General features: G+C 61.6%; 26 protein-coding genes and 1 pseudogene. 15 read left to right on the forward strand and 12 right to left on the reverse strand.

The window, feature by feature from the left end; genetic code table 11:
* Positions 1 to 147: 147 nt before the first annotated feature.
* The gene (locus tag ACYP2Q_RS25255) at positions 148 to 1,176 is read right to left on the reverse strand and encodes a DMT family transporter (RefSeq protein ID WP_459732969.1); all 1,029 of its coding nucleotides are present in this window, start codon (positions 1,174 to 1,176) and stop codon (positions 148 to 150) included.
* Between ACYP2Q_RS25255 and ACYP2Q_RS25260 the strand changes: the two genes are divergently transcribed.
* The 4 genes and pseudogenes from ACYP2Q_RS25260 to ACYP2Q_RS25275 all read left to right on the forward strand — a co-directional run bounded on the left by ACYP2Q_RS25260 (position 1,171) and on the right by ACYP2Q_RS25275 (position 4,947).
* The gene (locus ACYP2Q_RS25260; protein ID WP_459732970.1) at positions 1,171 to 1,734 is read left to right on the forward strand and encodes a helix-turn-helix domain-containing protein; all 564 of its coding nucleotides are present in this window, start codon (positions 1,171 to 1,173) and stop codon (positions 1,732 to 1,734) included. The two genes, ACYP2Q_RS25255 and ACYP2Q_RS25260, sit on opposite strands and share 6 nt — an antisense overlap.
* 162 nt (positions 1,735 to 1,896) lie before the next feature.
* Positions 1,897 to 3,300 carry an LLM class flavin-dependent oxidoreductase gene (locus ACYP2Q_RS25265; RefSeq protein ID WP_459732971.1) on the forward strand — a complete coding sequence of 468 codons (1,404 nt, stop codon included), beginning with the start codon at positions 1,897 to 1,899 and terminating at the stop codon, positions 3,298 to 3,300.
* A gap of 109 nt (positions 3,301 to 3,409) precedes the next feature.
* A pseudogene (locus ACYP2Q_RS25270) lies at positions 3,410 to 3,493 on the forward strand (ABC transporter ATP-binding protein); the annotation flags it as partial.
* A gap of 23 nt (positions 3,494 to 3,516) precedes the next feature.
* The gene (locus ACYP2Q_RS25275; protein ID WP_459732972.1) at positions 3,517 to 4,947 is read left to right on the forward strand and encodes an FAD/NAD(P)-binding protein; all 1,431 of its coding nucleotides are present in this window, start codon (positions 3,517 to 3,519) and stop codon (positions 4,945 to 4,947) included.
* Between the two features lie 68 nt (positions 4,948 to 5,015).
* Here ACYP2Q_RS25275 and ACYP2Q_RS25280 read toward each other — a convergent pair whose 3' ends face one another.
* The 5 genes from ACYP2Q_RS25280 to ppnN form a co-directional block, all read right to left on the reverse strand.
* Entirely contained in the window at positions 5,016 to 5,228 is a 213-nt protein-coding gene (locus ACYP2Q_RS25280; RefSeq protein WP_459732973.1) for a hypothetical protein, read from the reverse strand.
* Positions 5,229 to 5,387: 159 nt separating this feature from the next.
* On the reverse strand, positions 5,388 to 5,726 hold the full coding sequence (locus ACYP2Q_RS25285) for a hypothetical protein (protein WP_459732974.1): 339 nt from the start codon (positions 5,724 to 5,726) through the stop codon (positions 5,388 to 5,390).
* A gap of 177 nt (positions 5,727 to 5,903) precedes the next feature.
* Positions 5,904 to 6,644: a response regulator gene (locus ACYP2Q_RS25290; protein ID WP_459732975.1), complete on the reverse strand. Its 741-nt coding sequence runs from the start codon at positions 6,642 to 6,644 to the stop codon at positions 5,904 to 5,906.
* A gap of 681 nt (positions 6,645 to 7,325) precedes the next feature.
* Positions 7,326 to 7,766, reverse strand: a complete 441-nt coding sequence (locus tag ACYP2Q_RS25295) for an NUDIX hydrolase (RefSeq protein ID WP_459732976.1) — start codon at positions 7,764 to 7,766, stop codon at positions 7,326 to 7,328.
* Positions 7,767 to 7,842: 76 nt separating this feature from the next.
* Positions 7,843 to 9,216, reverse strand: coding sequence for a nucleotide 5'-monophosphate nucleosidase PpnN (gene ppnN, locus ACYP2Q_RS25300; RefSeq protein WP_323608044.1), 1,374 nt, complete (start codon positions 9,214 to 9,216; stop codon positions 7,843 to 7,845).
* A 234-nt stretch (positions 9,217 to 9,450) separates the two neighbouring features.
* On the opposite strand from ppnN, the gene ACYP2Q_RS25305 reads away from it, so the two are divergent.
* Positions 9,451 to 9,978, forward strand: coding sequence for a DUF3087 family protein (locus ACYP2Q_RS25305; RefSeq protein WP_459732977.1), 528 nt, complete (start codon positions 9,451 to 9,453; stop codon positions 9,976 to 9,978).
* A 6-nt stretch (positions 9,979 to 9,984) separates the two neighbouring features.
* Here ACYP2Q_RS25305 and ACYP2Q_RS25310 read toward each other — a convergent pair whose 3' ends face one another.
* The gene (locus tag ACYP2Q_RS25310) at positions 9,985 to 10,938 is read right to left on the reverse strand and encodes a LysR family transcriptional regulator (protein ID WP_459732978.1); all 954 of its coding nucleotides are present in this window, start codon (positions 10,936 to 10,938) and stop codon (positions 9,985 to 9,987) included.
* Positions 10,939 to 11,070: 132 nt separating this feature from the next.
* On the opposite strand from ACYP2Q_RS25310, the gene ACYP2Q_RS25315 reads away from it, so the two are divergent.
* The 6 genes from ACYP2Q_RS25315 to ACYP2Q_RS25340 all read left to right on the forward strand — a co-directional run bounded on the left by ACYP2Q_RS25315 (position 11,071) and on the right by ACYP2Q_RS25340 (position 16,991).
* Positions 11,071 to 12,246, forward strand: a complete 1,176-nt coding sequence (locus ACYP2Q_RS25315) for a M20 aminoacylase family protein (RefSeq protein ID WP_459732979.1) — start codon at positions 11,071 to 11,073, stop codon at positions 12,244 to 12,246.
* A 60-nt stretch (positions 12,247 to 12,306) separates the two neighbouring features.
* On the forward strand, positions 12,307 to 13,095 hold the full coding sequence (locus tag ACYP2Q_RS25320) for an ABC transporter substrate-binding protein (protein WP_459732980.1): 789 nt from the start codon (positions 12,307 to 12,309) through the stop codon (positions 13,093 to 13,095).
* A gap of 58 nt (positions 13,096 to 13,153) precedes the next feature.
* Positions 13,154 to 13,843, forward strand: coding sequence for an ABC transporter permease (locus tag ACYP2Q_RS25325; RefSeq protein ID WP_459732981.1), 690 nt, complete (start codon positions 13,154 to 13,156; stop codon positions 13,841 to 13,843).
* Positions 13,840 to 14,553, forward strand: a complete 714-nt coding sequence (locus tag ACYP2Q_RS25330; RefSeq protein WP_459732982.1) for an ABC transporter permease — start codon at positions 13,840 to 13,842, stop codon at positions 14,551 to 14,553. Before ACYP2Q_RS25325 ends, ACYP2Q_RS25330 begins: the two co-directional genes overlap by 4 nt.
* A 20-nt stretch (positions 14,554 to 14,573) precedes the next feature.
* Positions 14,574 to 15,341, forward strand: coding sequence for an ABC transporter ATP-binding protein (locus ACYP2Q_RS25335; protein ID WP_459732983.1), 768 nt, complete (start codon positions 14,574 to 14,576; stop codon positions 15,339 to 15,341).
* A 96-nt stretch (positions 15,342 to 15,437) separates the two neighbouring features.
* Complete coding sequence (locus ACYP2Q_RS25340; protein ID WP_459732984.1) at positions 15,438 to 16,991, forward strand: sensor domain-containing diguanylate cyclase; 1,554 nt, start codon at positions 15,438 to 15,440, stop codon at positions 16,989 to 16,991.
* A gap of 3 nt (positions 16,992 to 16,994) precedes the next feature.
* Here ACYP2Q_RS25340 and ACYP2Q_RS25345 read toward each other — a convergent pair whose 3' ends face one another.
* From ACYP2Q_RS25345 to dapA, 3 genes are read right to left on the reverse strand one after another with little or no spacing between them, the layout of a single operon-like run.
* Complete coding sequence (locus ACYP2Q_RS25345; RefSeq protein ID WP_459732985.1) at positions 16,995 to 17,912, reverse strand: LysR family transcriptional regulator; 918 nt, start codon at positions 17,910 to 17,912, stop codon at positions 16,995 to 16,997.
* Positions 17,913 to 17,941: 29 nt separating this feature from the next.
* Positions 17,942 to 18,310, reverse strand: a complete 369-nt coding sequence (locus ACYP2Q_RS25350; protein WP_459732986.1) for a DUF2784 domain-containing protein — start codon at positions 18,308 to 18,310, stop codon at positions 17,942 to 17,944.
* A 51-nt stretch (positions 18,311 to 18,361) separates the two neighbouring features.
* A complete protein-coding gene (dapA, locus tag ACYP2Q_RS25355) occupies positions 18,362 to 19,237 on the reverse strand; it encodes a 4-hydroxy-tetrahydrodipicolinate synthase (protein ID WP_459732987.1) in 876 nt (291 codons plus the stop codon).
* A 428-nt stretch (positions 19,238 to 19,665) separates the two neighbouring features.
* Between dapA and ACYP2Q_RS25360 the strand changes: the two genes are divergently transcribed.
* The 3 genes from ACYP2Q_RS25360 to ACYP2Q_RS25370 all read left to right on the forward strand — a co-directional run bounded on the left by ACYP2Q_RS25360 (position 19,666) and on the right by ACYP2Q_RS25370 (position 20,894).
* Positions 19,666 to 20,364 (forward strand): AzlC family ABC transporter permease, encoded by a 699-nt coding sequence (locus ACYP2Q_RS25360; RefSeq protein ID WP_459732988.1) that lies wholly within the window; start codon positions 19,666 to 19,668, stop codon positions 20,362 to 20,364.
* Complete coding sequence (locus tag ACYP2Q_RS25365) at positions 20,364 to 20,675, forward strand: AzlD domain-containing protein (protein ID WP_175649005.1); 312 nt, start codon at positions 20,364 to 20,366, stop codon at positions 20,673 to 20,675. Before ACYP2Q_RS25360 ends, ACYP2Q_RS25365 begins: the two co-directional genes overlap by 1 nt.
* A 72-nt stretch (positions 20,676 to 20,747) precedes the next feature.
* Positions 20,748 to 20,894: a hypothetical protein gene (locus tag ACYP2Q_RS25370; RefSeq protein ID WP_459732989.1), complete on the forward strand. Its 147-nt coding sequence runs from the start codon at positions 20,748 to 20,750 to the stop codon at positions 20,892 to 20,894.
* 130 nt (positions 20,895 to 21,024) lie between these two features.
* Here the strand turns inward: ACYP2Q_RS25370 and ACYP2Q_RS25375 are convergent, their stop codons facing one another.
* Together ACYP2Q_RS25375 and ACYP2Q_RS25380 are read right to left on the reverse strand one after the other, a co-directional pair.
* On the reverse strand, positions 21,025 to 21,294 hold the full coding sequence (locus tag ACYP2Q_RS25375; RefSeq protein ID WP_459732990.1) for a hypothetical protein: 270 nt from the start codon (positions 21,292 to 21,294) through the stop codon (positions 21,025 to 21,027).
* Between the two features lie 180 nt (positions 21,295 to 21,474).
* Positions 21,475 to 22,158: an SOS response-associated peptidase gene (locus ACYP2Q_RS25380; RefSeq protein WP_459732991.1), complete on the reverse strand. Its 684-nt coding sequence runs from the start codon at positions 22,156 to 22,158 to the stop codon at positions 21,475 to 21,477.
* Positions 22,159 to 22,556: 398 nt separating this feature from the next.
* On the opposite strand from ACYP2Q_RS25380, the gene ACYP2Q_RS25385 reads away from it, so the two are divergent.
* On the forward strand, positions 22,557 to 23,456 hold the full coding sequence (locus ACYP2Q_RS25385) for a polysaccharide deacetylase family protein (RefSeq protein ID WP_459732992.1): 900 nt from the start codon (positions 22,557 to 22,559) through the stop codon (positions 23,454 to 23,456).
* Positions 23,457 to 23,501 lie beyond the last annotated feature (45 nt).

Below are 23,501 nucleotides of genomic sequence, written 5' to 3' on the forward strand. Positions count from 1 at the left end.
GCAGAATCCTACAAGGTAGACGGAAAAGTCTTGCTTCACATTGTTTCAGAGGTGGCGCAGAAAAGATCGCAGCCTGCGGCAGCTCCTACATGGAAACGCGTACCCCTGTAGGAGCTGCCGCAGGCTGCGATCTTTTGATCTTGCTGTTCAGTTGCCGCTTTCGCCTTCCAGTGCCTCTTCAACCTCAACAGCATTTTTACCCTTGGTCTTCAACTCACTGACAATCACCGCCGCCACAATCAGCCCGGCTCCCAGCAAGGCAATCGCCGGCAGCCGCTCCCCGGCGATCCGCCCGACAATCCCGGCCCACACCGGCTCACCGGCATAGATCAAGGTCGCCCGGGTCGGCGAAACACTCTTCTGCGCCCAGTTCATCGCCACCTGTATCGCCGCACTCGCCGCGCCCAACCCCAAGGCACTGCACAGCAGCAACCAGGAGAAATCCGCAATAGCCTCGTTGGTTGGCACCACCATCAGCAACGACAGCACCGAAGTCACCGCCAATTGCACCACGGTCACCCGTTTTACATCGACCTGGCCGGCGAAGTTGCTGATCAGAATGATCTCCGCCGCAATGGCAATGGCGCTGATCAACGTGGCGATTTCACCGGGGCTGAAGTTCAGCGCTGCGCCGGAAGGTCCCGACAGCAGCATCAACCCGGTAAAGGCCAGCATGATGCCGATGCTGGGCATCAGCCCCGGACGACGCCCCAGCACCAGCCATTGCAGCAGCGGCACGAAGGGCACGTACAACGCGGTGATGAATGCCGACTGGCTGCTGGGAATGCTCTGCAACCCTACCGTCTGCAAGCCGTAACCGAGCATGATCGCCACGCCGATAAAAGCCCCGGCCTTGAGTTCGAACAGGGTCAGATGGCGCAGGCTGCGCCAGGAGAACAGGGCGACGATGATCGCGGCGGCGGCAAAGCGCAGGCCGACGAAAAACATCGGGCCGCTGACGGTCATCGCATGCTGGACCAGCAAAAAGGTGCCGCCCCAGACCATGGTGATCAGTACCAGCACGCACTCGGCCTTGCTGAGCCGCAGGAAACGGGAGGAAGCCTGGGAGGAGTTCGCCGACGTCATGATCTTGCACACTATTTGAGGGGGACGCACAATGCGTCGCAAGTTGGGCAGTATACTGCGCAACATCACCAAGTGAGCAATATAGTGCACAAAGATTCCTCGCCCCGGGCTTCGGTCCTGCAGCACGTCAGTCAGAACATTCGTCGAATGCGCCATGCCGCCGACATGAGCCAGACCGCGTTGGCGGAAAAATCCGGAGTCAGCCGGCGGATGCTGGTGGCCATCGAGGCCGGCGAAAAGAACGTCAGCCTGACCACCCTCGACCGGGTGGCCGAAGCGCTGGACGTGGCCTTCAGCGACCTGATCCAGGCCCCCGATGTGCGCGACCACAGCCGCATCAACGAGCTGGCCTGGGCCGGTACGATCCCAGGCAGCAAGGCGGTGTTGCTGGCGAAAGCCAACGCGAGCCGTGAAGTCGAACTCTGGGAATGGCGCCTCGAACCGGGCGAGCATTACCCCTCGGAGCCGGACGCCGATGGCTGGAGCGAACAGTTCTACGTCTTCGAAGGTTGCCTGACGGTGATGGTCGGCGAGGTGCCGCACAAGATCGCCGCCGGCGAGTTCTTCATGTTTGCCAGTAACCAGCCTCACTCCTATCGCAACGATGGGCCGGTAGCGGTGCGGTTCGTGCGAAACGTGGTGATTTGACTGTTGGCTCATCAACAGCGGATCGACACTTTGCTGCTTTAAAGCTGTAAGTGTTTCTTTGAATGTCTCCTATTCTATTGAAATGTAAGTAGATTATTTTAAGGCATGACTCCTGCAAAGCACTGGGTATCTATCCCCCCAAGGCTTTCGGAGTACCGTTTGATGGCCCGTGAAATTCGTCTCAATGCTTTCGACATGAACTGTGTCGGCCACCAGTCGCCGGGGCTGTGGGCGCACCCGCGGGATCGCTCGTGGCAGTACAAGGACCTGGAATACTGGACTGACCTGGCGAAAATCCTCGAACGCGGCAAGTTCGATGGGCTGTTCATCGCCGATGTGCTCGGCATCTATGACGTCTACAACGGCAGCGGCGATGCGGCGATCCGCCAGGCCGCCCAGGTGCCGGTCAACGACCCGCTGCAACTGATCCCGCCGATGGCGCTGGTCACCGAACATCTGGGCTTTGGCCTGACCGCGTCGCTGTCGTTCGAGCATCCGTACCCGTTCGCCCGGCGCCTGTCGACCCTCGATCACCTGACCAAGGGCCGCGCCGGCTGGAACATCGTCACTTCGTACCTGGAGAGCGGGGCGAAGAACCTCGGGCAGAAAACCCAAACCGAACACGACGCCCGCTACGATTTCGCCGAGGAGTATCTGCAAGTTTGCTACAAGCTGTGGGAGGGCAGCTGGGAAGAGGGCGCCATCCTGCGCGATCGCGAGCGACGGATTTTCAGCGACCCGAGCAAAATCCATGAGATCCAGCACGTCGGCAAACACTTCCAGGTGCCGGGGATCCATCTCTGCGAGCCCTCGCCGCAACGCACCCCGGTCTTGTATCAGGCCGGCGCGTCGAGCCGCGGCAAGCAGTTCGCCGCCGAGCATGCCGAATGCGTGTTCGTTGCCGCGCCGTCGAAAGTGCTGCTGAAAAAAACCGTGTCCGACATCCGCCGCCGCGCGGCGCAGGCGGGGCGTGATCCGTCGAAGATCCTGATTTTCAACCTGCAGACGGTGATCCTCGGCGAGACCGACGCCAAGGCCAAGGCCAAGTTCGAGGAATACAAGACCTGGGTCAGCTACGAAGGGGCTATGGCGTTGATCTCCGGCTGGACCGGCATTGATTTCAGCCAGTTCAAACCGGATGAACCGCTCAAGCATGTGCACACCAACGCCATTCAATCGGCAGTGGAAGCGTTCTCCACGGCCGACCCGAACAAGGTCTGGACGCCGAATGAACTGGCCGACTGGGTCGGTATCGGTGGTTTTGGACCGCTGTTTGTCGGCAGCCCGGAGACCGTTGCCGATCTGTTGCAGGAATGGGTCGAGGAGACCGATGTCGATGGCTTCAACCTGGCCTATGCCCTGACCCACGAAACCTTCATCGACGCCGTGGAATTGCTGGTGCCGGAGCTGCAGAAGCGCGGGGTGTACAAGACCGAATATGCGCCTGGGACCCTGCGCGAGAAGTTGTTTGGCGAGGGGCCGCGTCTGCCGGATATTCATCCGGGCAGCGGTTATCGCGACCTGGCGGCGTTGCGTCAACAGGAGAAGAAGGCGGCGTCGGCCTAGACGCCATCGCCGGCAAGCCAGCGCCTACAGGTTCCTGAGTCGTTCACCAATTCTGTGACCGCCACAAATCTGTAGGAGCAAGATTGCTCGCGATGACGCCAGCAAGACCATCCCCAGACCTCGACCGACGCATCCTACTTTGGTCCTGCTCGATGAGCCTTCCATGGGTTTGGCGCCTATTATCGTCGAGGATAAACACTGATCAGTGAGAACGGCATGAGTGAAACCCGAAACGGACAGGCGAGCGACGCCATCCGTCACGCAGACATCCTGATCATCGGCGGCGGCCTCAGCGGCGCGATGCTGGCCGCGCAGTTGTTGCGCCTGCCGGGCAAGCGCCGGGTGCTGGTGATCGAACCGCGCGCCGAACTCGGCCGCGGCGAGGCCTATAGCGCCGTGGAGCTGGGGCATACGCTTAACGGCAACGCGGCGCGCATGAGCGTCGATCCGGACAACGCCGATGACCTGACCCAATGGCTCACTGACTTCATTGCGGCCGGTGGCTGGCCGGAGTCGGATGAGCAGCATGTACCGATCAGCGAGCTGTTCCCGCCCCGGGGGATTTTCGGCCTGTATGTGCAGCAACGCCTGGCCGAGGCGCAAGCGCTGGGAGCGTTGAGCGGCTCAACGGTCGAGCATGTGCGGGCCGAGGTGGTCGATCTGCAAACCGATGCGCAATCGGTGCGCTTGACCTTGAGCGACGGCCAGCGCCTGCAGGGTGCTTTTGCCGTGCTCGCTACCGGGATGTTTCCGGCTGCGCGCACGCCGCAGACTGAGTCCAGCGGGTTGAACGCGGCGGCGCTCGACCCGTGGGATGTGACCGCGATGCAGCAGCTCGATCCGCAGTCGACGGTGCTGATCATCGGCTCGGGCCTGACCATGGTCGATGCCGTGGTTTCGCTGGAGCAAGCCGGGCATCGCGGGCCGATCGAAGTGTTTTCCCGCCACGGCCTGCTGCCCCATGTGCGCCGGCAGCCACCGGCCTGGGTCGATTTCCTGGCGGCCGACCCGAGCATTCGCACGCCGCGACAGCTGGTGCGTGAATTGCGCCGGCATTGCCGCGACGCCATCGCCCAGGGCATCGACTGGCAGGCACCGCTGGACACGGTGCGGGTGCACATCGGGCGCTTGTGGAACCAGGCCAGCGACGTGCAACGCCGTCAGTTCGTCAGGCATGTACGGCCGTGGTGGGAAAGCCATCACCATCGCTCGCCGCCGTTGAGCGCCGAGCTGGTGGAGCGCCTGCACGGGCAAGGGCGGTTGCGGATTCAGGCGGCGTCGTTCAAAGGGCTGGAGCCTTCTTCGGGTAGCGGAGTGAGCATTCGCATCCGCCGTCGGGGTGACGCGCAAACGGTGGTAATCAGTGGCGCGGCGTTGATCAACTCCAGCGGCATCGAATATGACTGGCGCCGGGTGGCTCGACCGTTGCCCCGGCAATTGCTGGCGCGCGGGCTGATCCGGCCAGGGCACCTGGCGCTGGGCATTGCCGCAGAGGTCGACGGTGCGGTGCTGGATGCCGATGGCCAGGCTGCCAGCCGGTTGTTTGCCATGGGACCACCGTTACGCGGGATGTGGTGGGAGAGTACTGCCGTCACCGACGTGGCCAGTCAGGCCAAGGCGTTGGCCGCGCGCCTGGCAACAGCGTAAACGTCGCACCAATGAAGAAACCCCGCGTTTGGCGGGGTTTCTTGTTTCAAACAGCCCAAGGCCGTTGATCAATAGCGCTGATATTTGGAGCCGAACTCAGGACGGTTTTCCGCGACGTAGAGTTTGTCCTTGTGGTCAGCGCTGACGGTGTTCATGTTCTGTGCGGCCGGTTGGCTGACTTTCACCGCTGCAACGATGGGCGCGGTGGCGTGTGGGGCGGCGATGGCGCCAGTGCTGCCAAGAACCGCAAGAGCGAAGCCGATACCGATGATGCTTTTCATGATGATGCTCCAGAGCGTGGGAAGAAGATGTAGCCACTGTAGGGCTGGAGCATCGCGATGAAAAAACACCTGTACGCATAGTCGTTATCGAGAACAGTGATCCTTGTATTAAAACTGTGGGCGAGCTTGCTCGCGATGGGAACCGGTCAGTCGAGGCGATCAGTAGCGCTGATATTTCGAGCCGAACTCGGCGCGGTTTTCGGCGACGATCACACCGCCGCGCACGGCGTTGCTCGGGATCGAGGCAACGCGTTCGCGCAGTTCCTGCAGACGATCGGCACCACCTTCAGCGACACGGTTCTCGATCAGGCGGTCCGATCCACCCTCAGCCACGCGATTTTGTTGCAACCGGTCCGAACCGCCTTCCGCCAGCAATGCCGCGATCGGGCTGTTGGGCGCAAGACTTGCGGTGTTGGCTGAGGCCAGGTTCGACAGACCGAGGCCGCCAACCAATGCCAGGCCGAGTGCCAGGGACGAAACTTTCGAGAAGTTGAACATGGGTAATTCTCCGTGCGCTTTAGTGATTGTGAAGTCAGTAGCGGTTGCTATCTGGTGGTCACAGTTAAACGCCGGGGTGTATCGCTGATGTGTGCCTGAACGGTCCGAAATGGGCTTGTGCGTATCCAGACCGGGTTTCTATACAAACGGATACAAACTCTCTGAAAGAAATCCCGATCAACGTTGCGCGTCGAGCATTTCCACCGGGTAGGAGAATACATAGCCTTCGCTGCGCACGGTCTTGATGTAGGTCGGTTCCCGGGAGTCGTCCTTGAGCCGTTGGCGCAGGCGGCTGACCAGCAAGTCGATCGAGCGGTCGAACAGGTCGGCGTCGCGGCCCTGGGTCAGGTTGAGCAGCTGGTCGCGGCTCAGCACCCGTTGCGGGTGATCGAGCAATACCCGTAGCAGCCGGTATTCGGCGCCACTGAGGGCCACCAGGGTGTCGTCTTCGTCCAGCAGATGACGGGCGGTGGTGTCCAGGCGCCAGCGGCCGAAGCCGAGCATCCGCCCGCTTTCGCTGATCAGCAGGTTGGGTGGCAGCATGCGCGTGCGACGCAGTACGGCGTTGATCCGCGCCAGCAGTTCGCGGGCGGCGAAGGGTTTGGTCAGGTAGTCGTCGGCGCCCATTTCCAGGCCGAGGATACGATCGGTTTCGTCGTTGCGTGCTGTGAGCATCAGGATCGGCGTAGCTTTGTGCTTGCCCGCGCGTAGTTCACGGCACAGGACCAGGCCGTCGTCGCCGGGGAGCATGATGTCGAGCACGATCAGGTCGACCTGGTTGCTTTCGAGGAAGCTGCGCATGTGCCGGCCGTCGGGAACCACGGTGGTGCGCAGGCCGTTTTTCTTCAGGTAGTTGCCGACCAGTTCGCGAATTTCACGGTCGTCGTCGACGATCAGGATGTGGTTGACGTGGTCCATCGGTCGATCCTCTTCTCTCTGTCTTTGCCAGCCTCATTGCCAACCATACATTCTGTAGGAGCTGGCTTGCCAGCGATGGCGTCCTGACAGACGCCCCATCTCTCGCGGCCGCACCCGATCCACTGTGGGAGATTCTATGTTGACCGAGTACATATCCATTCCTGCCATAACGGCCACCTATGGTTTCGCTCTTACAGCGAGTCACTTGGAAGAGCCCCAAGTAACCAAGGGCTCTTGCCCCTGACGTTCGGTGCCTCGCTGTGGCTCGGCATGCCCTCGCTCCGGTCCTGCTCCGTGGGCCCGCCGCGATGGGCCATCCTTGGCCCAGCGCGGCTAACCCGGCATCCATGCCGGGTTGCCCACTGCGCAGAACCGGAACGAAGCCTCACGATGGGGCAAGAAAATCAAAAGCCAGATCAAAAGCCAAAGCCAAAGCCAAAGCCAAAGCCAAAGCCGAAGCGAGGCGGCCTACGAGCCGACCTGATCTCAGGTAATCGCATTCTCCTGTAGGAGCTGGCTTGTCGGGCCGCCGCATCGCAGCGATGACGGCGGCACATTCACCGCCGCAATCGCCAGCAAGCCGGCTCCTACAGGTCTGTGTAATACCGCCAGTCATCATGCACCCCGCAACCCTGTAGGAGCTGGCTTGCCGGCGAAGACAATCTGCCAGCCCACCAATCCTCAAGCCTTCCCCAGCATCTCGATCAAACCCTGCGGCCACACGGTCTCCTTGGTCTGCTGCAGTTCGGCGATCGACCACCATTTGTGTTCAGTCATCACGCGCATCTCTTCGGCCGTCCAGCCATCGCGCGTCAGTTGCTCATGTTCCGCGCGCACGACAAAGTACTGCTCCACCGCCAACACCGTCTCGCCACTGGGCAACATCATCGAAAAGCGGTCCTGCGCAACACTGTCGCCTAGGGCGTCGACCTGCATACCGGTTTCCTCAAACAGCTCCCGAACCGCCGCCGCTTCGAAGGTCTCACCGTCCTCCAATCCGCCACCGGGCGTTGCCCAGTAGTTGCGGCCGGCGAGAGCGTCGCCCTTGTGCTGGAAGCGAAACAACAGAACCTGACGGTCGGGGTTGATGACCAGCAGTCTGGCGGCATTGCGTTGGCGCATGGTGATTACCTGTCCCTGGAACAAAGAGCCGAAGCATTTGGCTTCGGCTCGTGTTTAACAAATTACATCAACTTGATCACGCAACCACTCGATAACACGGCACATAAGCTGCGCCACCCGGCAATTTCATCCGGTGCTGGGCGACGAAGGCCTTGAGCAGTTGGTCCAGCGGTTGCATCACGGCTGCATCACCACGGATCTGGTACGGGCCGTGTTTTTCGATCAGGCGGATGCCCTTGTCCTTGACGTTGCCGGCGACGATGCCGGAGAACGCGCGGCGCAGGTTGGCGGCCAGTTCGTGGGCCGGCAGGTCGCGGCTCAGCTTGAGGTTGGCCATGTTTTCGTGGGTCGGGTCGAACGGTCGCTGGAAACCTTCATCGATCTTCAGCAACCAGTTGAAATGGAACGCATCGTTGCGTTCGCGTCGGAACTGTTTGACTGCCTTTAGGCCTTGGGTCATCTGCCGGGCCACTTCTGCCGGGTTGTCGATGATGATCTGGTAGTGTTTCTTGGCGGCCTCGCCCAGGGTGGCGCCGACGAACGCGTCCAGCTGTTCGAGGTAGGGCGCGGCATGTTTCGGCCCGGTGAGGATGACCGGGAAGGGCAGGCCCTGGTTGTCCGGGTGCATCAGGATGCCGAGCAGGTACAGGAACTCTTCGGCGGTACCGGCGCCGCCGGGGAAGATGATGATGCCGTGGCCGACGCGGACGAAGGCTTCCAGGCGCTTCTCGATGTCCGGCAGGATCACCAGTTCATTGACGATCGGGTTCGGCGCTTCGGCGGCGATGATCCCGGGTTCGGTGAGGCCAAGGTAGCGCCCGCCGTGGATACGCTGCTTGGCGTGGGCGATGGTGGCGCCTTTCATCGGGCCTTTCATCACGCCGGGGCCGCAACCGGTGCACACGTCCAGGCTGCGCAGGCCCAGTTCGTGGCCGACTTTCTTGGTGTATTTGTATTCTTCGGTGTTGATCGAGTGCCCGCCCCAGCACACCACGATCTTCGGTTCGACACCGGGACGCAGGGTGCGGGCGTTGCGCAGCAAGTGGAAGACATAGTCGCTGATGCCCTGGGAGGTGCTCAGGTCGATGCGTTGGCTGTCGAGTTCGTTTTCGGTGTAGACGATGTCGCGCAGGGCGCTGAACAGCATTTCACGGGTGCTGGCAATCATTTCGCCGTCGACGAAGGCGTCGGCCGGGGCGTTCAGCAGTTCCAGGCGCACGCCGCGGTCTTGCTGGTGGATGCGGATTTCGAAGTCCTTGTAGGCTTCGAGGATGGTCTTGGCGTTATCGACGTGGGCGCCGGTGTTGAGGATGGCCAGGGCGCATTGGCGGAAGATGTCGTAGGTGCTGCCGGATCCGGCTTCACTCAGTTGCTGGACTTCCCGTTGAGAGAGTGTTTCCAGGCTGCCTTTCGGGCTGACCGAAGCATTGATTACTTGTCGTTGGGTCATTCAAAGATCCTTAAAACGATGTCATTCCTACAGAAACAACGAATGGCATCCGAATAGAGTGTTTCCATGAAAGAAGATGGCACGAACTGCGTGGTGTCGCCATGTCCTCCTGTTGACGATGAAAAAATGACAAGCAACCCCAGCATAGCTAAATCCGTCGCAGAGGCGATAATGGCCCGCGGTCTTTTTACCCTGCGACCCTATATACCATTGAAGCCAAGGAATCCCGACGTCATGTTCGAAATCCAGCCGATGAACGCCGACGACTACCGGCAACGGACGCGGCGCAGCACGGTGATGATCGCGCTGATCTTCCTCGCGCTGGCGATGGCCCTGTCCACCGCGGCGGTGACCTTGTTCGGCGAGCCCGGCGGGGACAATCTGCGCTTCAACATCGGTGGGGTGTTCGCCGCGGTACTGATCATGGCCGGGTTGATGCGCAAGCTGTTCTGGCACCAGGAATGGATGGCACCGGCGGTCTACAGCTGGCAGCTCAAGCGCAGCCTGATGAGCATCACTAACGTCATGCACCACCTCAAGGCCGCCGTGGAAGTGGGGAATCCAGACGCCATGAAGCTGTTGCGTTTCTATCACTTGGGACTGAGCCAGATGCATCAACTGGACGGTAACTCCAGCGATGATGCGCAATTGCACCGGGAAATGCAGCAGCACGAGGCGCGGATGCAAGCGCTGGGCATCGACACCCGGCAAACTCGATTGAATCCAGCGTGGCTCGAATCCCTGAAACCGCCACTCAGCTGAGCCTGCTCACACCCGCAGGCGCAGTGTTTCGAAGAGTTGCCGGTCTTCCGTCCTGGCCGAACGCGCATGCCGACGAATGACTTGCAGCAGGCATTCGGTGAAGCACTGGGCCGAATTACTTAACGCGCCGTTGCGGCGAGTCACGATGCTCAACTGCCGGGATTCGAATTGTTCGTTCAGGTCCAGGGCAACCAGGCGCCCAAGGAACGGCGGGGCAATGCTGACGATGGACGGGCCCCAAGTGCACATGTCAGCCCGTTCGACCATCATCTGCAGGATGGCCAGCGAATGCGCGCGAACGATGCGGTTCTCGTCGATCTGCGCGCCGTGTTGCCAGAACAACGCCTGCATCAACCCGGCGTGGCCGTCCGGCGCATAGTTCAAGGTCCAGTTCTGGTCCAGCAGTTCATGGATCGAGCGCGCGTCCTTTCGTGGATGGCCCTCGCGCACCAGCACCGACGTCTGGTAGTCGAGCAGGGTCTCACAGGCAAATTCCTGGGTGGTCTGCGCGGGGTGCAACTGGCCGATCGCGAAATCCATGCTGCCGTCGCGCAGCAGCGGTTGGGCCACGGCCATCAGGCTTTCGTACAGTTCCAGCCTGATGTGCGGCATCCGCTCGCGAAAGGCCAGGACCACTTCAGGCAGGAACGTCAGGGCGATCCATGGCGTGACGCCGACGCAAAGCCTGCCCTGGGCCTTGCCACGCATGTGATCGAGTTCGGTTTGCGCGTGTTCGAGTTGTTTGATCACCAGCCGGGCGTGGGTCAGCAGGACTTTGCCGTACTCGGTGAAGTTCAGGCCGCTGGGGGTTCGGCTGAACAAGGGCAGTTGCTGGCTGGTTTCCAGCTCCCGTAGCGCCTTGGTCACGGCTGCCTGGGAGATGTTCAGCGAACGGGCGGCGGCGCGGATGCTGCCGGTCTCGGCGCTGGCGATCAGTGCTTGTAATTGATGCAGTTTCATCTGCTAACCCTTCAGACAACCAATGGTTGTCATCATAACCAAACTGGGCCTCCCCAGCCCAGGGTCCATTCCCTAAGATCGATTCCAGCAGCGCTTGACAAGGCGCGCCGCCTCAATCGAAGGAGAACCACAATGGATGCCGGCCAAGTGCTGCCAGGTATTGCAGCGATACAAGATGAAATGATTGCGTTGCGTCACAGGCTTCACGCCCATCCCGAACTGGGCTTTGAAGAATTCGCCACCAGTGAACTGGTTGCCGGGTGTTTGCGCCAGTGGGGATTCGAGGTCAGCACCGGTGTGGGCAAGACGGGCGTGGTCGGCACCCTGAAAAATGGTGGGGGCCGGTCCATCGGCTTGCGTGCGGACATGGACGCACTGCCGATTCAGGAAACCACAGGACTGGCCTACGCCAGTCGCAACGACGGGGTCATGCATGCCTGTGGCCACGACGGGCATACGGCAACCCTGCTGACGGCGGCCAGGTATCTGGCGCAAACCCTTGCGTTCAAGGGCACGATTCAGGTGATTTTCCAGCCGGCGGAAGAGGGTTTGGGCGGCGCGCGGAAAATGCTCGAGGACGGCCTGCTCGAACGTTTCCCCTGCGATGCGATTTTCGCCCTGCATAACGTACCGGGCCATCCCGTCGGGCACCTGGGGTTCTACAGCGGGCCATTCATGGCCTCTGCCGACACGGTGACGATCAAGGTCATCGGCACCGGCGGCCATGGCGCGGTACCGCACAAGGCCGTCGACCCGGTGGTGGTCTGCGCGTCGATCGTGATCGCCCTGCAAAGCATCGTGTCGCGCAACGTCAACCCGCAAGACACGGCGATCATCACCGTAGGCTCCATTCATGCCGGCAGCGCCTCGAATGTCATCCCGGCCAGCGCCGAGATGAGCCTGAGTGTGCGCGCACTGACCCCCGAGATTCGCCAGTTGCTTGAATCGCGGATTACCGCGCTGGTCAGCGCACAGGCCGCCAGTTTCGGTGCCCAGGCGCTGATCGATTACCAGCACTGCCATCCGGTACTGATCAATGATCCCGAGTCGACCGCGTTTGCCCGGGCGGTCGCCCGTGACTGGTTGGGCGACGAGCAGTTGATCGACGACTTGCGCCCCTTCACCGCCAGTGAGGACTTTGCCTTCATCCTGGAGAAGTGCCCCGGCAGCTACCTGGTGATCGGCAACGGCAACGGCAACGGGGACAGCGGCTGCCTGCTGCACAACCCCGGCTACGACTTCAATGACGCCTGCCTGCCGATCGGCGCGAGTTACTGGGTCAAATTGGTGGAAAGCTTTTTGCGTTGAAACACCGTCATTTCAAGCGCCTGTCATTACAAAAACAACTGCGGCCTGGAGAAGAAGGACATGAACAAGATACTTGCAGCGGTTTCACTGGTGGCCCTCACGGCATCGAGCCTCGCTGGCGCGGCCGACTGGTCCGGCAAAACCCTGAGACTGGGGGTGGACCCCACCTATCCACCGCTGGAATACAAGCAGCGGGACGGCACGCTCACCGGTTTCGGGGTCGACATCGCCGAGGCGCTGTGCACGCAGCTGCAGGCGCGCTGCGTCTGGGTGGAGAGCAGCTGGGACGGGATGATCCCGGGATTGCTGGCGCGCAAGTTCGACGCGGTGGCGTCCTCGATGACGGTCACGCCCAAGCGCCTGGAGCAGATTGCGTTCACCGACAAGGTGTCGAACGCGCCGGCTCGCCTGGTGGTCAAGCGCGGCTCGGGTTTGCTGCCAACCCTTGAGTCGCTCAAGGGCAGGCGCATCGGTGTGGAGCAGGGCTCGACGCAGGAGGCGTACGCCAAGGCCGTGTGGGGTTCCAAGGGCGTTGAAGTCCTGTCTTATCAGAACCAGGACCAGGTGTACGCCGATCTGGTGGTGGGGCGCCTCGATGCCTCGTTGCAGGGCTCGATCCAGGCCAGTTACGGATTCTTGAACACGGACGTGGGCAAGGATTACGAGTTTTCCGGCGCCACCCTGGACGATCCCGAATTTTTTGGCGTGGGCGATGGCATTGGCCTGCGCAAGAACGATGTCGAGTTGCGCGAGGACTTGAACAAGGCCCTGGCGGCGATTCTCGCCGACGGCACTTACCAACGTATCAACAAGAAGTACTTCGACTTCGACGTCTACGGCGCGAAATGACCGGCATGCCTCTTCACCCCATCCGATAAGAACACTCAATAAGAAGAAGGAGAGTGAAATGCTTCTGGAAGGCTTTGGCCCGCAGATTCTGCTGGGCACCCTGGCCACCATCAAACTGGCGCTCTGGTCGTTGCTGATCGCTGTCCTGGCAGGGCTGCTCGGTGCCAGTTCCAAGCTGTCGTCCAACCGCGTGTTGCGAGCGCTGGCCACCGGCTACACGACGGTCATCCGCAGCATGCCGGACCTGGTGATCATGCTGCTGCTGTTCTTCAGCCTGCAGATGCTGCTCAACCGCATGACCGACTGGCTGGACATCGGGCAAATCGAGATCGACCCATTCGTGGCGGGCGTGGTGACGCTGGCGTTCATCTACGGGGCCTACTTTACCGAGACCTTCCGGGGTGCGTTCCAGGCCGTCCCGGCAGGCCAGGTCGAGGCGGCGCGGGCCTACGGCATGAGTCGCGGGCAAACCTTTCGCAAGGTGCTCCTGCCGCAGATGCTGCGCCATGCGCTGCCGGGCATCGGCAACAACTGGCAGGTGTTGATCAAGTCCACGGCGCTGGTATCGATCATCGGCCTGACCGATGTGGTCAAGGCCACCCAGGATGCGGGCAAGGGCTCGATGCAGTTCTTTTACTTCACCCTCGTGGGCGGCTTGATCTACCTGGCGATTACCAGCGTGTCCAACGTCGTGTTGCTGTGGCTGGAGCACCGCTACTCGGTCGGTGTCAGGAAGGCCGCGCTATGACCGGTATTCTCGAAGACTATTGGCAGGCTTATCTGTGGAGCGACGGGCCGCACTTTTCCGGGTTGGCGGTGACCTTATGGTTGCTGATCCTGTCGGTGGTGATGGGGTTTGTGCTGGCGCTGCCGTTGTCGATTGCGCGCGTCAGTGGCAATCCGCTGCTGCGCTTGCCCGTCTGGTGCTACACCTACGTGTTTCGCGGAACGCCGTTGTACATCCAGCTGCTGTTCTTCTACACCGGGGTGTACAGCCTGCATGTGGTCCGCTCCCAGGATTTTCTCAACGCGTTTTTCCGTGACGGTTTCAACTGCACGGTGCTGGCGTTCGGGCTCAATACCTGTGCCTACATGACCGAAATCTTTGCCGGCGCCATCCGGGCCACGCCCCATGGCGAAATCGAGGCCGCCAGGGCCTACGGGATGGGGCGGTGGACCCTCTATCGGCGCATCGTGTTGCCCTCGGCCCTGCGTCGGGCACTGCCGTTCTTCAGCAACGAAGTGATCCTGATGTTGCATTCCACCTCGGTGGCCTTCACCGCCACGGTCCCCGATCTGCTGAAGATTGCCCGCGACGTCAATTCGGCGACCTACGCCTCGTTTACCGCTTTCGGTATTGCCGGGGTGCTGTATGCCGCCAGCGCATTTTTGCTGATCTGGCTGTTTCGTCGTGGCGAACTGCATTGGCTGGCGTACCTCCAGCCGCGCACGCACTGACCCCTATTGGACTTGCTCGAATGTATAAATTGATCGTTGAAGATGTGCACAAGAACTACGGCAGTCACGAAGTCTTGAAGGGGGTATCGCTCAAGGCCCGCGCCGGCGACGTGATCAGCATCATCGGTTCCTCCGGATCCGGCAAAAGCACGTTTCTGCGGTGCATCAACCATCTCGAACAGCCGTCGGCCGGACGCATCATTGTCGATGCCGAAGAACTTCGGACCCGTCGCGATGCCAGGGGACAGCCGTGCGTGGTCGATCCCGGGCAATTGCGGGTCATGCGCAGCAAGCTGTCGATGGTGTTCCAGCACTTCAATCTGTGGAGCCACATGACGGTGCTGGACAACATCATCGAGTGCCCGATGAGCGTGCTCGGCGTCGATCGGGCGCAGGCCACGGAGCGGGCGCAGCATTACCTCGCCAAGGTCGGCCTGCCAGCCAAGGTGCAAGGACAGTATCCGGTGCATTTGTCTGGCGGCCAGCAACAGCGGGTGGCCATTGCCCGGGCGCTGGCCATGGAGCCGCAGGTGATGCTGTTCGACGAGCCGACGTCCGCGCTCGACCCCGAACTGGTCGGCGAGGTGCTCAAAGTCATGCAGCAACTGGCCGAGGAGGGCAGGACCATGGTGGTGGTCACCCATGAAATGGCGTTCGCCCGCCAGGTCTCGAACCACGTCATGTTTCTGCATCAGGGCCGAGTGGAGGAGCAGGGCGAACCCGGAAGCGTCCTGGAGCATCCGCGCAGCGAGCGGCTGCAGCAGTTCCTGGCGGGGAGCCTGAAATAACGCTGCGCGGATTGTCGCAACAGCCCCATGTATACTTGTCGTGGTTAAAATGGCGAATGGGACAATTCGCCATGGCATGAGTATCCAGGGAATTTCATGGGGCATCCGTCTAACAACGAGCGTATCGAAAAAAACCGCTACGGCGTCGCCAGGCTCAAGACTCGCTCGGCGGTGACGCTGATGATTGCCGTCTGCCTGTCGATGGTGGTGATCGTGAGCTGGGAAACCTGGAACTCGCGCCAGTACCATCTGCATGACAAGGAAGTAGCGATGTCCAACCTTGCGCAGACCCTGGCCTCGCAGGCACAGGCGGCAATCAAGCAAGCCGACACGCTGCTGTTCACCCTGGTCGATCGCCTGGAGAACGACGGTATCGAACAGGGTCGGCTCGATCGCCTGCAACGCTTGCTGCGCGCCCAGCGCAGTGAGTTGAGCCAGCTCCATGGGCTGTTCGTCTATGACGAAAACGGCAAGTGGATTGCCAACTCCAATGGCGCCGAGGTGGGGGGCGCGAACAATTCCGACCGTGAGTACTTCATCTATCATCGCGATCATCCCGACCGCGGACCGCACATCGGCCCTTCGATCAAGAGCCGCTCCAGCGGCGAATGGATCATGACGGTGTCGCGGCGGATCAATTATCCGGACGGCCGTTTTGCCGGCGTGGCGCTGGCGACGATCTACCTCAGCCATTTCCTGCAGCTGTACGATGGCATCGACATGGGCAAGAACGGCGTGATCAACCTGATCGCCAACGATGCCAGCATCATCGTGCGCCGACCATTTCACGCGGCGGACATCGGTACCAACCTGGCCAAGAGTCCGTTGTTCACAAGGCTTTTGCCACAAGGCAGTTCGGGCACCGCCACGGTCCGGTCGATCATGGATGGCGTGGAGCGGGTCGTGGGCTTTCGCCGGGTCGAGGGCTATCCGCTGATCGTCTTCACCGCGCTGAACAAGGATGAGGTGTTGGCAAGCTGGCGCCAGCAGTCGTTGCTCAGTGTGGGTATCGTCGCGCTGCTGCTCGGGGTACTGGGGGTGCTGGGCTTGCGCCTTATCAGGTTGATGAAGAAGCAGGACCGCATCCAGGCGGATTTGCTCGGCACCCAGGAGCGGCTGCTGGAGCTCAATCGCAACCTTGAGTTGCTGGCGCTGGAGGACGCGCTCACGGGCCTGGCCAACCGACGCCAGTTCGATCTGTTCATCCAGGCGGAAATGAGCCGCGCCCGCCACAACGTGACAGGGTTGGCCCTGCTGATGATCGATGTCGATCATTTCAAACCGTTCAACGATCGCTACGGCCACTTGGCCGGCGATGAGTGCCTGCGCAAGATCGCCGGGATCATTACCGAGCACATCAAGCGCCCTGGCGATCTGGGTGCGCGCTTTGGCGGCGAGGAGTTTGCCGTGGTGCTGCCGGGGACTGACTACGTCGGCGCCTTTCTGCTGGCGGAGAAAATCCGCCATGCGGTCCAGGCCGCCAGCTTGCCGCACAGCGAAAGTCCTGATGGCAAGGTCACGGTCAGCGTAGGGGTCTGCGGTTACGATCCGGCGTCGCAAGCCCAGACCGGCGAGCTGATCGGGGCGGCCGACAAGGCGCTGTACGTGGCCAAGGCCAGCGGGCGCAACATGAGCGTGATTGCCAACTGAGGCTCAGGCAAACCGATCGCTGCCTTGTACCAGCCGGGTGCAAAGTTGCGATTGCTTGAGCTTTTCCAGCCACCAGCCCAATGCCCGCCCGTCGTGATCGCCGCGCCAGCCGGCATAGAGGATGTTCGGCTCGCGCGGGTCCGCCATCTGCTTTTCAACCAGCGAGCCATTGCCCAGTAGCGAGCCGACCCGATGCCTGGGCAGCCAGCCCACGCCGAGACCGTCGCACTGGGCGAGGATTTTCGCGCGCATGGTCGGCACGGCCAGCACCGACTGGCCACCCGAGACCCCGTAGGTACTGCCTTCGCTGGCCCGGGACGAGTCGGCCACGACAATCGCCCGGTGCTGCGCCACCTCGGCGCGACTGATCGGTTCGCGGGCCTTGGCCAGCGGGTGCCTGGGCGAAACGGCGAACACCCACTCCATTTGCCCCAGTTGCATCCAGCGCAGGGACGCGATGGCCGGCGGTTCGTTGGTGGCGCCGATGATCAGGTCCGCGCGGCCTTCACGCAGGGCCTCCCAGACCCCCCGGAGCACTTCCTGGGTGATGCGCAGCGGTACGCCGGAGCGCAGCGCATCGAATTCGTGGATCACCGGGATCAGGGTTTCGAACTCCAGCAGTTCATCGGTGACGATCCACAGTCGACTTTCCCAGCCATTGGCCACTTGCTGCACCCGTTGGGTCAGGCGCGAGACGTCCTGCATCAGTCGCGCCGCTTCGTTGACCAGCAATTCACCGGCCGGGGTGAGTTGCAGGCGGTAGCGCCGGCGATCGAACAGCAAGGCGTCGAAGCGTTCTTCCAGTTGCCGCGCGGCATAGGACACCGTCGAGGGCGCCTTGCCGAGGTAGGCGGCGGCCCGCGACAGGCTGCCGGTCTCGCGGATCGCTTGCAGCAGCGTCAGGTCTTCAGTGGACAGCATGGCCCGGATCCTCGTGTTTGCCGTAGGCGCTACAGTCGGCGTTTCCTGTGCCGGATCAATCGAAGATAGACCAGTACGTTCACCAGCAGTACCGCAGCGCCCAGTCCCAGCTGGATAGCCGGCGTCAGCCCGGCCGGATAAATGATCGGCCATAGGTAGTGTTCGATGAAGCCAGCGCCGTAGCCCGTATCCCCTGCGGCCTGGCGCATCAGGTTTTCCCAGTGCGTCAGCGGGCAGGGCAGGTGGAACACCTCCACCGCCACGCCCCAGGCCGCGGCGGGCAGGTGCCACAGCATCAGGCGCGGCCATTTGAGCACCAGCAACCCGCCGCCCACCACGAACACAATGAACGCCAGGTGCAACAGCACCAGGCCATCGGCGGTGATTCGGTAGAGCATCCTGGCCTCCTGGCGCGGCAGTCTGATCGCGCCATGATACTGCCTGGCGCGCTATCGATTGTCGTTGCCCAGCGCGCCAAGCACCTCCTGCAAACGCGTGACCATGGCAGCGCTGCTGCGTTGCATCGGTGCGCGCAGTTCATCAATGATCAAGCCTTGCAAGGCCAGCGCGGTTTTCACTGGCGCAGGGTTGGGTTCGATGAACAGGCTCTGGATCAGCGGCAGCAGCTGGAAGAACGTGGCACGGCCGGCCGCCAGCTGGTGGTCGCGAACCTGTCGGTACAAGGCCACGAAGCGTTCGGGATGGACATGCGCCGACGCGGCAATCGCACCTTTGGCGCCCAGGCACAGGGCATTGAAGATCTGGTTGTCTTCGCCGCACAGCACATCGACCTTGCCGCTGGCCAGCAACGCCAGGGTGTTGTTCAGGTTGCCGCCACAGTCCTTGATCGCGACGATGCGCTCATGGGCGACGATATTCAGCAAGGTCGCCTGGTCGAAGCTCACGCCGGTGCGGTAGGGGATGTCGTACAGGATCAGCGGCACGCTGGACGCATCGGCGACCGTCTGGAAAAAACTTTCGAGCCCCGCCTGGGACGGCCGGATGTAATACGGCGGCGGCACCAGCAGGCCGGCCACCGGGCGCTCGAGAATCTCCTGCTGAAAGTGCAGCAGCTCGATCAGGTTGTTGCCGGCCAGGCCCATGACCACCTGCCGGGCCGGCACCTGCTCCAGCACCGCATCGAGCACCGCCAGCTGCTCGTGCTTGCCCATGGCCGCCGGTTCGCCGGTGGTGCCGCAGACAATCAGGCCGTCGACGCCGCTTTCCAGCAGATGGCTGACCAGTCGGCGCAGGCCGATGAAATCGATGGCGCCATCGTGGAACGGCGTGACGAGGGGAACCCAGATACCTTGGAACGATGACATGCACTTTCTCCTGATGGTTGACCGATTCGTCACCGTCAGAAGGGCAGGAGGAGGTAAGCAAGGGGAGGGTGGTCCGTCGCGCTCAATGTCCTGTCAGCTCATCTGACGGGACAGCGCGCCCCGGTCACATGAGCGACTGTTTCTTCGATTTAAGGGTGCGCGCAACGCGAGCCTGGGCCTTGGCAGTCAAGCCAATGACACAAGCGTCGAGATTGAAGGTTGCGGACATCGTTGTTTACACCCTGAATGAGGCGCCCAGTTTTAAAAGCTGGCGGGGTGTTTGTCAATCCGCTATATCAGGAAAATGTAGCCGTCCTGTTGAGCGACGAAGCCGCCAGCCGATGAATGTTGCAAGTGCGCAAGATTGTTCAAGCCATCGGCCGTGACTGCTGGCAAAGTCTCGGGTCTTTCCCTGATTGCAGAGCGTTATGTCCAACTCCCTCATGCCGCGCAGCGCATTCCTGCGTGGCGCCGTGGCGATCATGCCCTTATCCCTGGCGACGGCGCCCTGGGGCCTGCTGGCCGGGTCCATGGCCATCGAAGCCAATCTCACGCCCCTGCAAGGCCAGGGCTTGTCGAGCATCGTGTTCGCCGGCGCCGCGCAATTGGTGGCCATCGGCATGCTCAAGGGCGGGGCCGGGATCTTTTCGATCCTGCTGACCACCTTGTTGCTGACCTCCCAGCATCTGCTCTACGGCATGAGCCTGCGTTCGGTGATCTCGCCGTTGCCGGGGCGCTGGCGAGCGGGGTTGGGCTTTTTGCTCACCGATGAGCTGTTCGCCCTGGTCAGCCAGCACGACAGGCAACAGTTCAACCGCTGGTACGCCCTGGGTGTGGGCCTGACGTTCTATGTAGCGTGGAACCTCTTCACCCTGGCGGGCATCGTGCTGGGCCGCAGCATTCCAGGCCTGGAACACCTGGGGCTGGACTTCTCCATCGCGGCCACCTTCATCGCCCTGATCACCCCGGTGGTGCGCAACGTGCCGACCGTGGTCTGCGTCGCGGTCTCGTTGTTCTGCTCGGTGCTGTTCAGCTACTGGCAATGGGGCTCGGCCCTGGTGCTGTCGGGACTGGCCGGCATGACTGCCGGGTTTATCTGCAACAAATTCCAGGGAGTGCGCACATGATGGTCTGGGCAGTTATTTTCGGCATGGGCGTGCTGGTGTTTCTCAACCGCTATGTGTTCCTGGAACCGCGTCTGCCGGTGCGCTTGAGCAGCAACGCCAGGCAGTTCCTCGGTTTCGCCGTGCCGGGCATGTTGACCGCGATCTGCGGGCCGATCGTGTTCATGCCGGACAAACAGCTGAACCTGCAATGGGACAACCCCTACCTGATCAGTTCGCTGGTGGCCGTCGGCCTGGTGCTGTACACCCGCAACACCTTGCTCAGCATGCTGTTGAGCATGGGCTTTTTCTTTTTGCTGCGTTGGTGGCTTTAAGTCGGGCGTGGGTAAATTGTTCTACGCTTAAGGCTGATGACCGATCCCCTTTTCAGGAAGAGAGGTGAGCACATGGCAACAGAGAAAAAACAACCGGATCCCGAAGTAGATGAGGATGAACCGACTGAAGAAGAAATCGAGCGGCAGAGGCGTTCGAGACCGGACTGGAAGCATCCCGACGATGGCACTGAATTGTCGGAGCCTGACCGCAAGTTCTGAGCAAATTGCAAACACTTTAACTGTGGGAGCGAGCCTGCTCGCGAAAAACTCGAGGACGCCACGGGGCATCAGGTACCCCGCGTCATCGTTGACGACCATCGCGAGCAGGCTCGCTCCTACAGGGTTGGGATTATTCCAGCATCGGCGGGAAATCAGGGTGCGTGGCCCGATAACCCAGGTTCCTGTCGATCCAGGCATTCAACTCGTTGACCATGACCGGGGGCTTGCCCGGATAGCGTTCGAGGATTGAACCCAGGACCTCTTTGATATTGGGGATCAAAAGCAAGTTACGGGTCTGTATGTACTGCCCGATGAAACAGTCGAGTTGGTAGTGCTCTGTCTTTGTAAGATAAATGCACGCCAGACTCGCGACTTGATCAATTGTAAAATCGTCGCGCAATTGAGTTCTCTGCAAGGCTTGATGTATGGGATTTCCTTAGTTGTTGACTCTTTGGTCAATCTGGTATGCCACTCGGAAATGCGGCGCGAATCCTAGCCGCAGCACTGACAAATGTATGTAAGTGCATGGCGTTGTCTGACAAGCGGTGGAAGCATCAAAGTGCCATGTTTTTACAGGTGTTCAATCCTTGAAAGCATCAATCAACCCAGGGCCCTGATTCCTGACATTGCCCACGGCCTTGTCGACCCGGTACCACTCAAAAGCATCACTGTCCTCCCCCTGTAGCAGCACCATCTGTTCGGCACGTTCCCTGGGCGTCGCCGGGTCCAGCCATTCCCGTGCCAGTTCTGCGTTGAACACCACCGGTCGGCGATCGTGCACGTCCAGCATGCCGCCAGCGCTATCGGCGGTGATGATGACAAAGCCGTCGTCGTCCCTGGGGGCAGCACCGCCCTCCGGGAATTGCCCGATCGCCGCACAGAAGACAGGCCCTTGGTCGCGCCGGCGAATCAGCCAGGGTTGCCGTGTGCCGTCCCCGGCATCGACCCATTCGAACCAGTTGTCGACGGGGCAGATGGCGCGGTGGGGCCAGATCGCTCGAAAGAACGGGCCGTGGGCGACTTTCTCGACCCGTGCATTGATCGGCGCCGCACGATCCTTCGCCCAGTGCGGTCGCCAGCCCCAGCGCTGCGAGTCGGCATGCAGGCCGTCGTTCTCCAGGTGCAACAGCGCGAGCTGGGTGGTGGGTGCGGCGTTGTAGCGCGCCAGCGGCTGATCGCCGACCTGGTTGATCAAGGCGTCGGGAAGACTCAGCACCGCCACGAAGTCATGGATACCCCGGTATTGCGACAATCGTCCACACATCGATCGAACCCTCCGGCTGGAATGTTCAGCATAGATGGCGTGCTACGCATCTGTAGGAGCCGGCTTGCTGGCGATGGCGTCGGTGGGATCGCCATCGCTGGCAAGCCAGCTCCTACAGGGTTCTGCGGGGTGTGGTGGATTTGTGGTGTGACGCAGATCTGTAGGAGCCGGCTTGCTGGCGATGCGATGGGGGCCGTTATGCCCTCATCGCTGGCAAGTCGGATCGCCGGCCGAACTTGCCACCGCACCAATCATCGATCATTCGTTCCAGCAGGCCCTGGCGAACTGAGCCAACGCCCGGGCAAGCACCGGAACCAAACACTGTGTACCTTATCCAACCTCGGCCCGCCGCTGTGTGTGGGTCGGCGAAGGTTGAAGGGTCTGCCCCAAGGCGAAACATGAAACAGTTGTTCAAGGTTCTATTGGTGTGCGCCCTGGCAGTCGGTCTGCTGGGCTGTATCTCCGCGCCCATTGAAATGACCCCGCACACCGAACAGGCGTTGCGCGCGCAACCGCCGGTGCGCTTTCTGCTGACGTTCGACGACGGGCCCAGCGCCTCGAGTTTCTGGAACCCGACCGAGACCGTGCTCGACAGCCTGGCGATCAATCCTCTGCAACCGGGCATCAAGGCGGTGTTTTTCGTCCAGACCCGCGCCACACGGGCCGGCAACAGTGACATCGGGCGGGCGGTCATGCACCGCGAGCGTGATGCCGGGCACATCCTGGCCTTCCACACGGCCACGCCTTCGCACACCAATCACCGTTCGCTCGGCGCGCAGGAACTGGAGCAGGCGCTCACCGAAGGGTGTGCCGACATCACCTCGATCACCGGCGCGCCGCCGACCCTGCTGCGCCCGCCATTCTGGAGCTACGACAAACGCACGTTCGCCGCCTACCAGCAGCATGGCCTGCATGTGCTGCTGACCGACCTTAGCGCCAACGACGGCAAGATCTGGGGTTTCAACGCCAGCCCCCGGCGCCGCGCCCACATGCTGCGTTCGATGTCCGAAGTGCGCGAGCGCATTGCCCGCGGCGAACTGCCGGTGGTGGACGGGGTGATTCCGGTGGTGGTGACCTTCCACGACCTCAATCGCTACACCGCCCGGCACACCCGCGAATACCTGCAGATCTTGCTCGACAGTGCCCGGGCGACGGGGGTGCGCACCGCCCGGGAGCCTTTTTACGACGACACCGCCGCGCTGCAACGGGCCGCCATGGCGCGCACCCTGCGCGACAGTTCACAGCCGGCGCAATTGCCGGGGATCTGGAACTGGATCTGGAAAGACAATAGCCATTGAGCAAAAGCTGCAAAATGAGAAGCGGATAACATTTGCCGGTTGAAG

Source organism: Pseudomonas sp. MHK4, assembly GCF_054600775.1.

Coding starts and splice junctions, on each gene's coding strand:
- ACYP2Q_RS25265 (WP_459732971.1), top strand. CDS start 1,897: ATGGCCCGTGAAATTCGTCTCAATGCTTTCGACATGAACTGTGTCGGC.
- ACYP2Q_RS25345 (WP_459732985.1), bottom strand. CDS start 17,912: ATGCTGTCCACTGAAGACCTGACGCTGCTGCAAGCGATCCGCGAGACC.
- ACYP2Q_RS25285 (WP_459732974.1), bottom strand. CDS start 5,726: ATGTTCAACTTCTCGAAAGTTTCGTCCCTGGCACTCGGCCTGGCATTG.
- ACYP2Q_RS25380 (WP_459732991.1), bottom strand. CDS start 22,158: ATGTGTGGACGATTGTCGCAATACCGGGGTATCCATGACTTCGTGGCG.
- ACYP2Q_RS25295 (WP_459732976.1), bottom strand. CDS start 7,766: ATGCGCCAACGCAATGCCGCCAGACTGCTGGTCATCAACCCCGACCGT.
- ACYP2Q_RS25370 (WP_459732989.1), top strand. CDS start 20,748: ATGGCAACAGAGAAAAAACAACCGGATCCCGAAGTAGATGAGGATGAA.
- ACYP2Q_RS25315 (WP_459732979.1), top strand. CDS start 11,071: ATGGATGCCGGCCAAGTGCTGCCAGGTATTGCAGCGATACAAGATGAA.
- ACYP2Q_RS25310 (WP_459732978.1), bottom strand. CDS start 10,938: ATGAAACTGCATCAATTACAAGCACTGATCGCCAGCGCCGAGACCGGC.
- ACYP2Q_RS25275 (WP_459732972.1), top strand. CDS start 3,517: ATGAGTGAAACCCGAAACGGACAGGCGAGCGACGCCATCCGTCACGCA.
- ACYP2Q_RS25360 (WP_459732988.1), top strand. CDS start 19,666: ATGTCCAACTCCCTCATGCCGCGCAGCGCATTCCTGCGTGGCGCCGTG.
- dapA (WP_459732987.1), bottom strand. CDS start 19,237: ATGTCATCGTTCCAAGGTATCTGGGTTCCCCTCGTCACGCCGTTCCAC.
- ACYP2Q_RS25320 (WP_459732980.1), top strand. CDS start 12,307: ATGAACAAGATACTTGCAGCGGTTTCACTGGTGGCCCTCACGGCATCG.
- ppnN (WP_323608044.1), bottom strand. CDS start 9,216: ATGACCCAACGACAAGTAATCAATGCTTCGGTCAGCCCGAAAGGCAGC.
- ACYP2Q_RS25335 (WP_459732983.1), top strand. CDS start 14,574: ATGTATAAATTGATCGTTGAAGATGTGCACAAGAACTACGGCAGTCAC.
- ACYP2Q_RS25340 (WP_459732984.1), top strand. CDS start 15,438: ATGGGGCATCCGTCTAACAACGAGCGTATCGAAAAAAACCGCTACGGC.
- ACYP2Q_RS25325 (WP_459732981.1), top strand. CDS start 13,154: ATGCTTCTGGAAGGCTTTGGCCCGCAGATTCTGCTGGGCACCCTGGCC.
- ACYP2Q_RS25330 (WP_459732982.1), top strand. CDS start 13,840: ATGACCGGTATTCTCGAAGACTATTGGCAGGCTTATCTGTGGAGCGAC.
- ACYP2Q_RS25365 (WP_175649005.1), top strand. CDS start 20,364: ATGGTCTGGGCAGTTATTTTCGGCATGGGCGTGCTGGTGTTTCTCAAC.
- ACYP2Q_RS25385 (WP_459732992.1), top strand. CDS start 22,557: ATGAAACAGTTGTTCAAGGTTCTATTGGTGTGCGCCCTGGCAGTCGGT.
- ACYP2Q_RS25280 (WP_459732973.1), bottom strand. CDS start 5,228: ATGAAAAGCATCATCGGTATCGGCTTCGCTCTTGCGGTTCTTGGCAGC.
- ACYP2Q_RS25290 (WP_459732975.1), bottom strand. CDS start 6,644: ATGGACCACGTCAACCACATCCTGATCGTCGACGACGACCGTGAAATT.
- ACYP2Q_RS25350 (WP_459732986.1), bottom strand. CDS start 18,310: ATGCTCTACCGAATCACCGCCGATGGCCTGGTGCTGTTGCACCTGGCG.
- ACYP2Q_RS25305 (WP_459732977.1), top strand. CDS start 9,451: ATGTTCGAAATCCAGCCGATGAACGCCGACGACTACCGGCAACGGACG.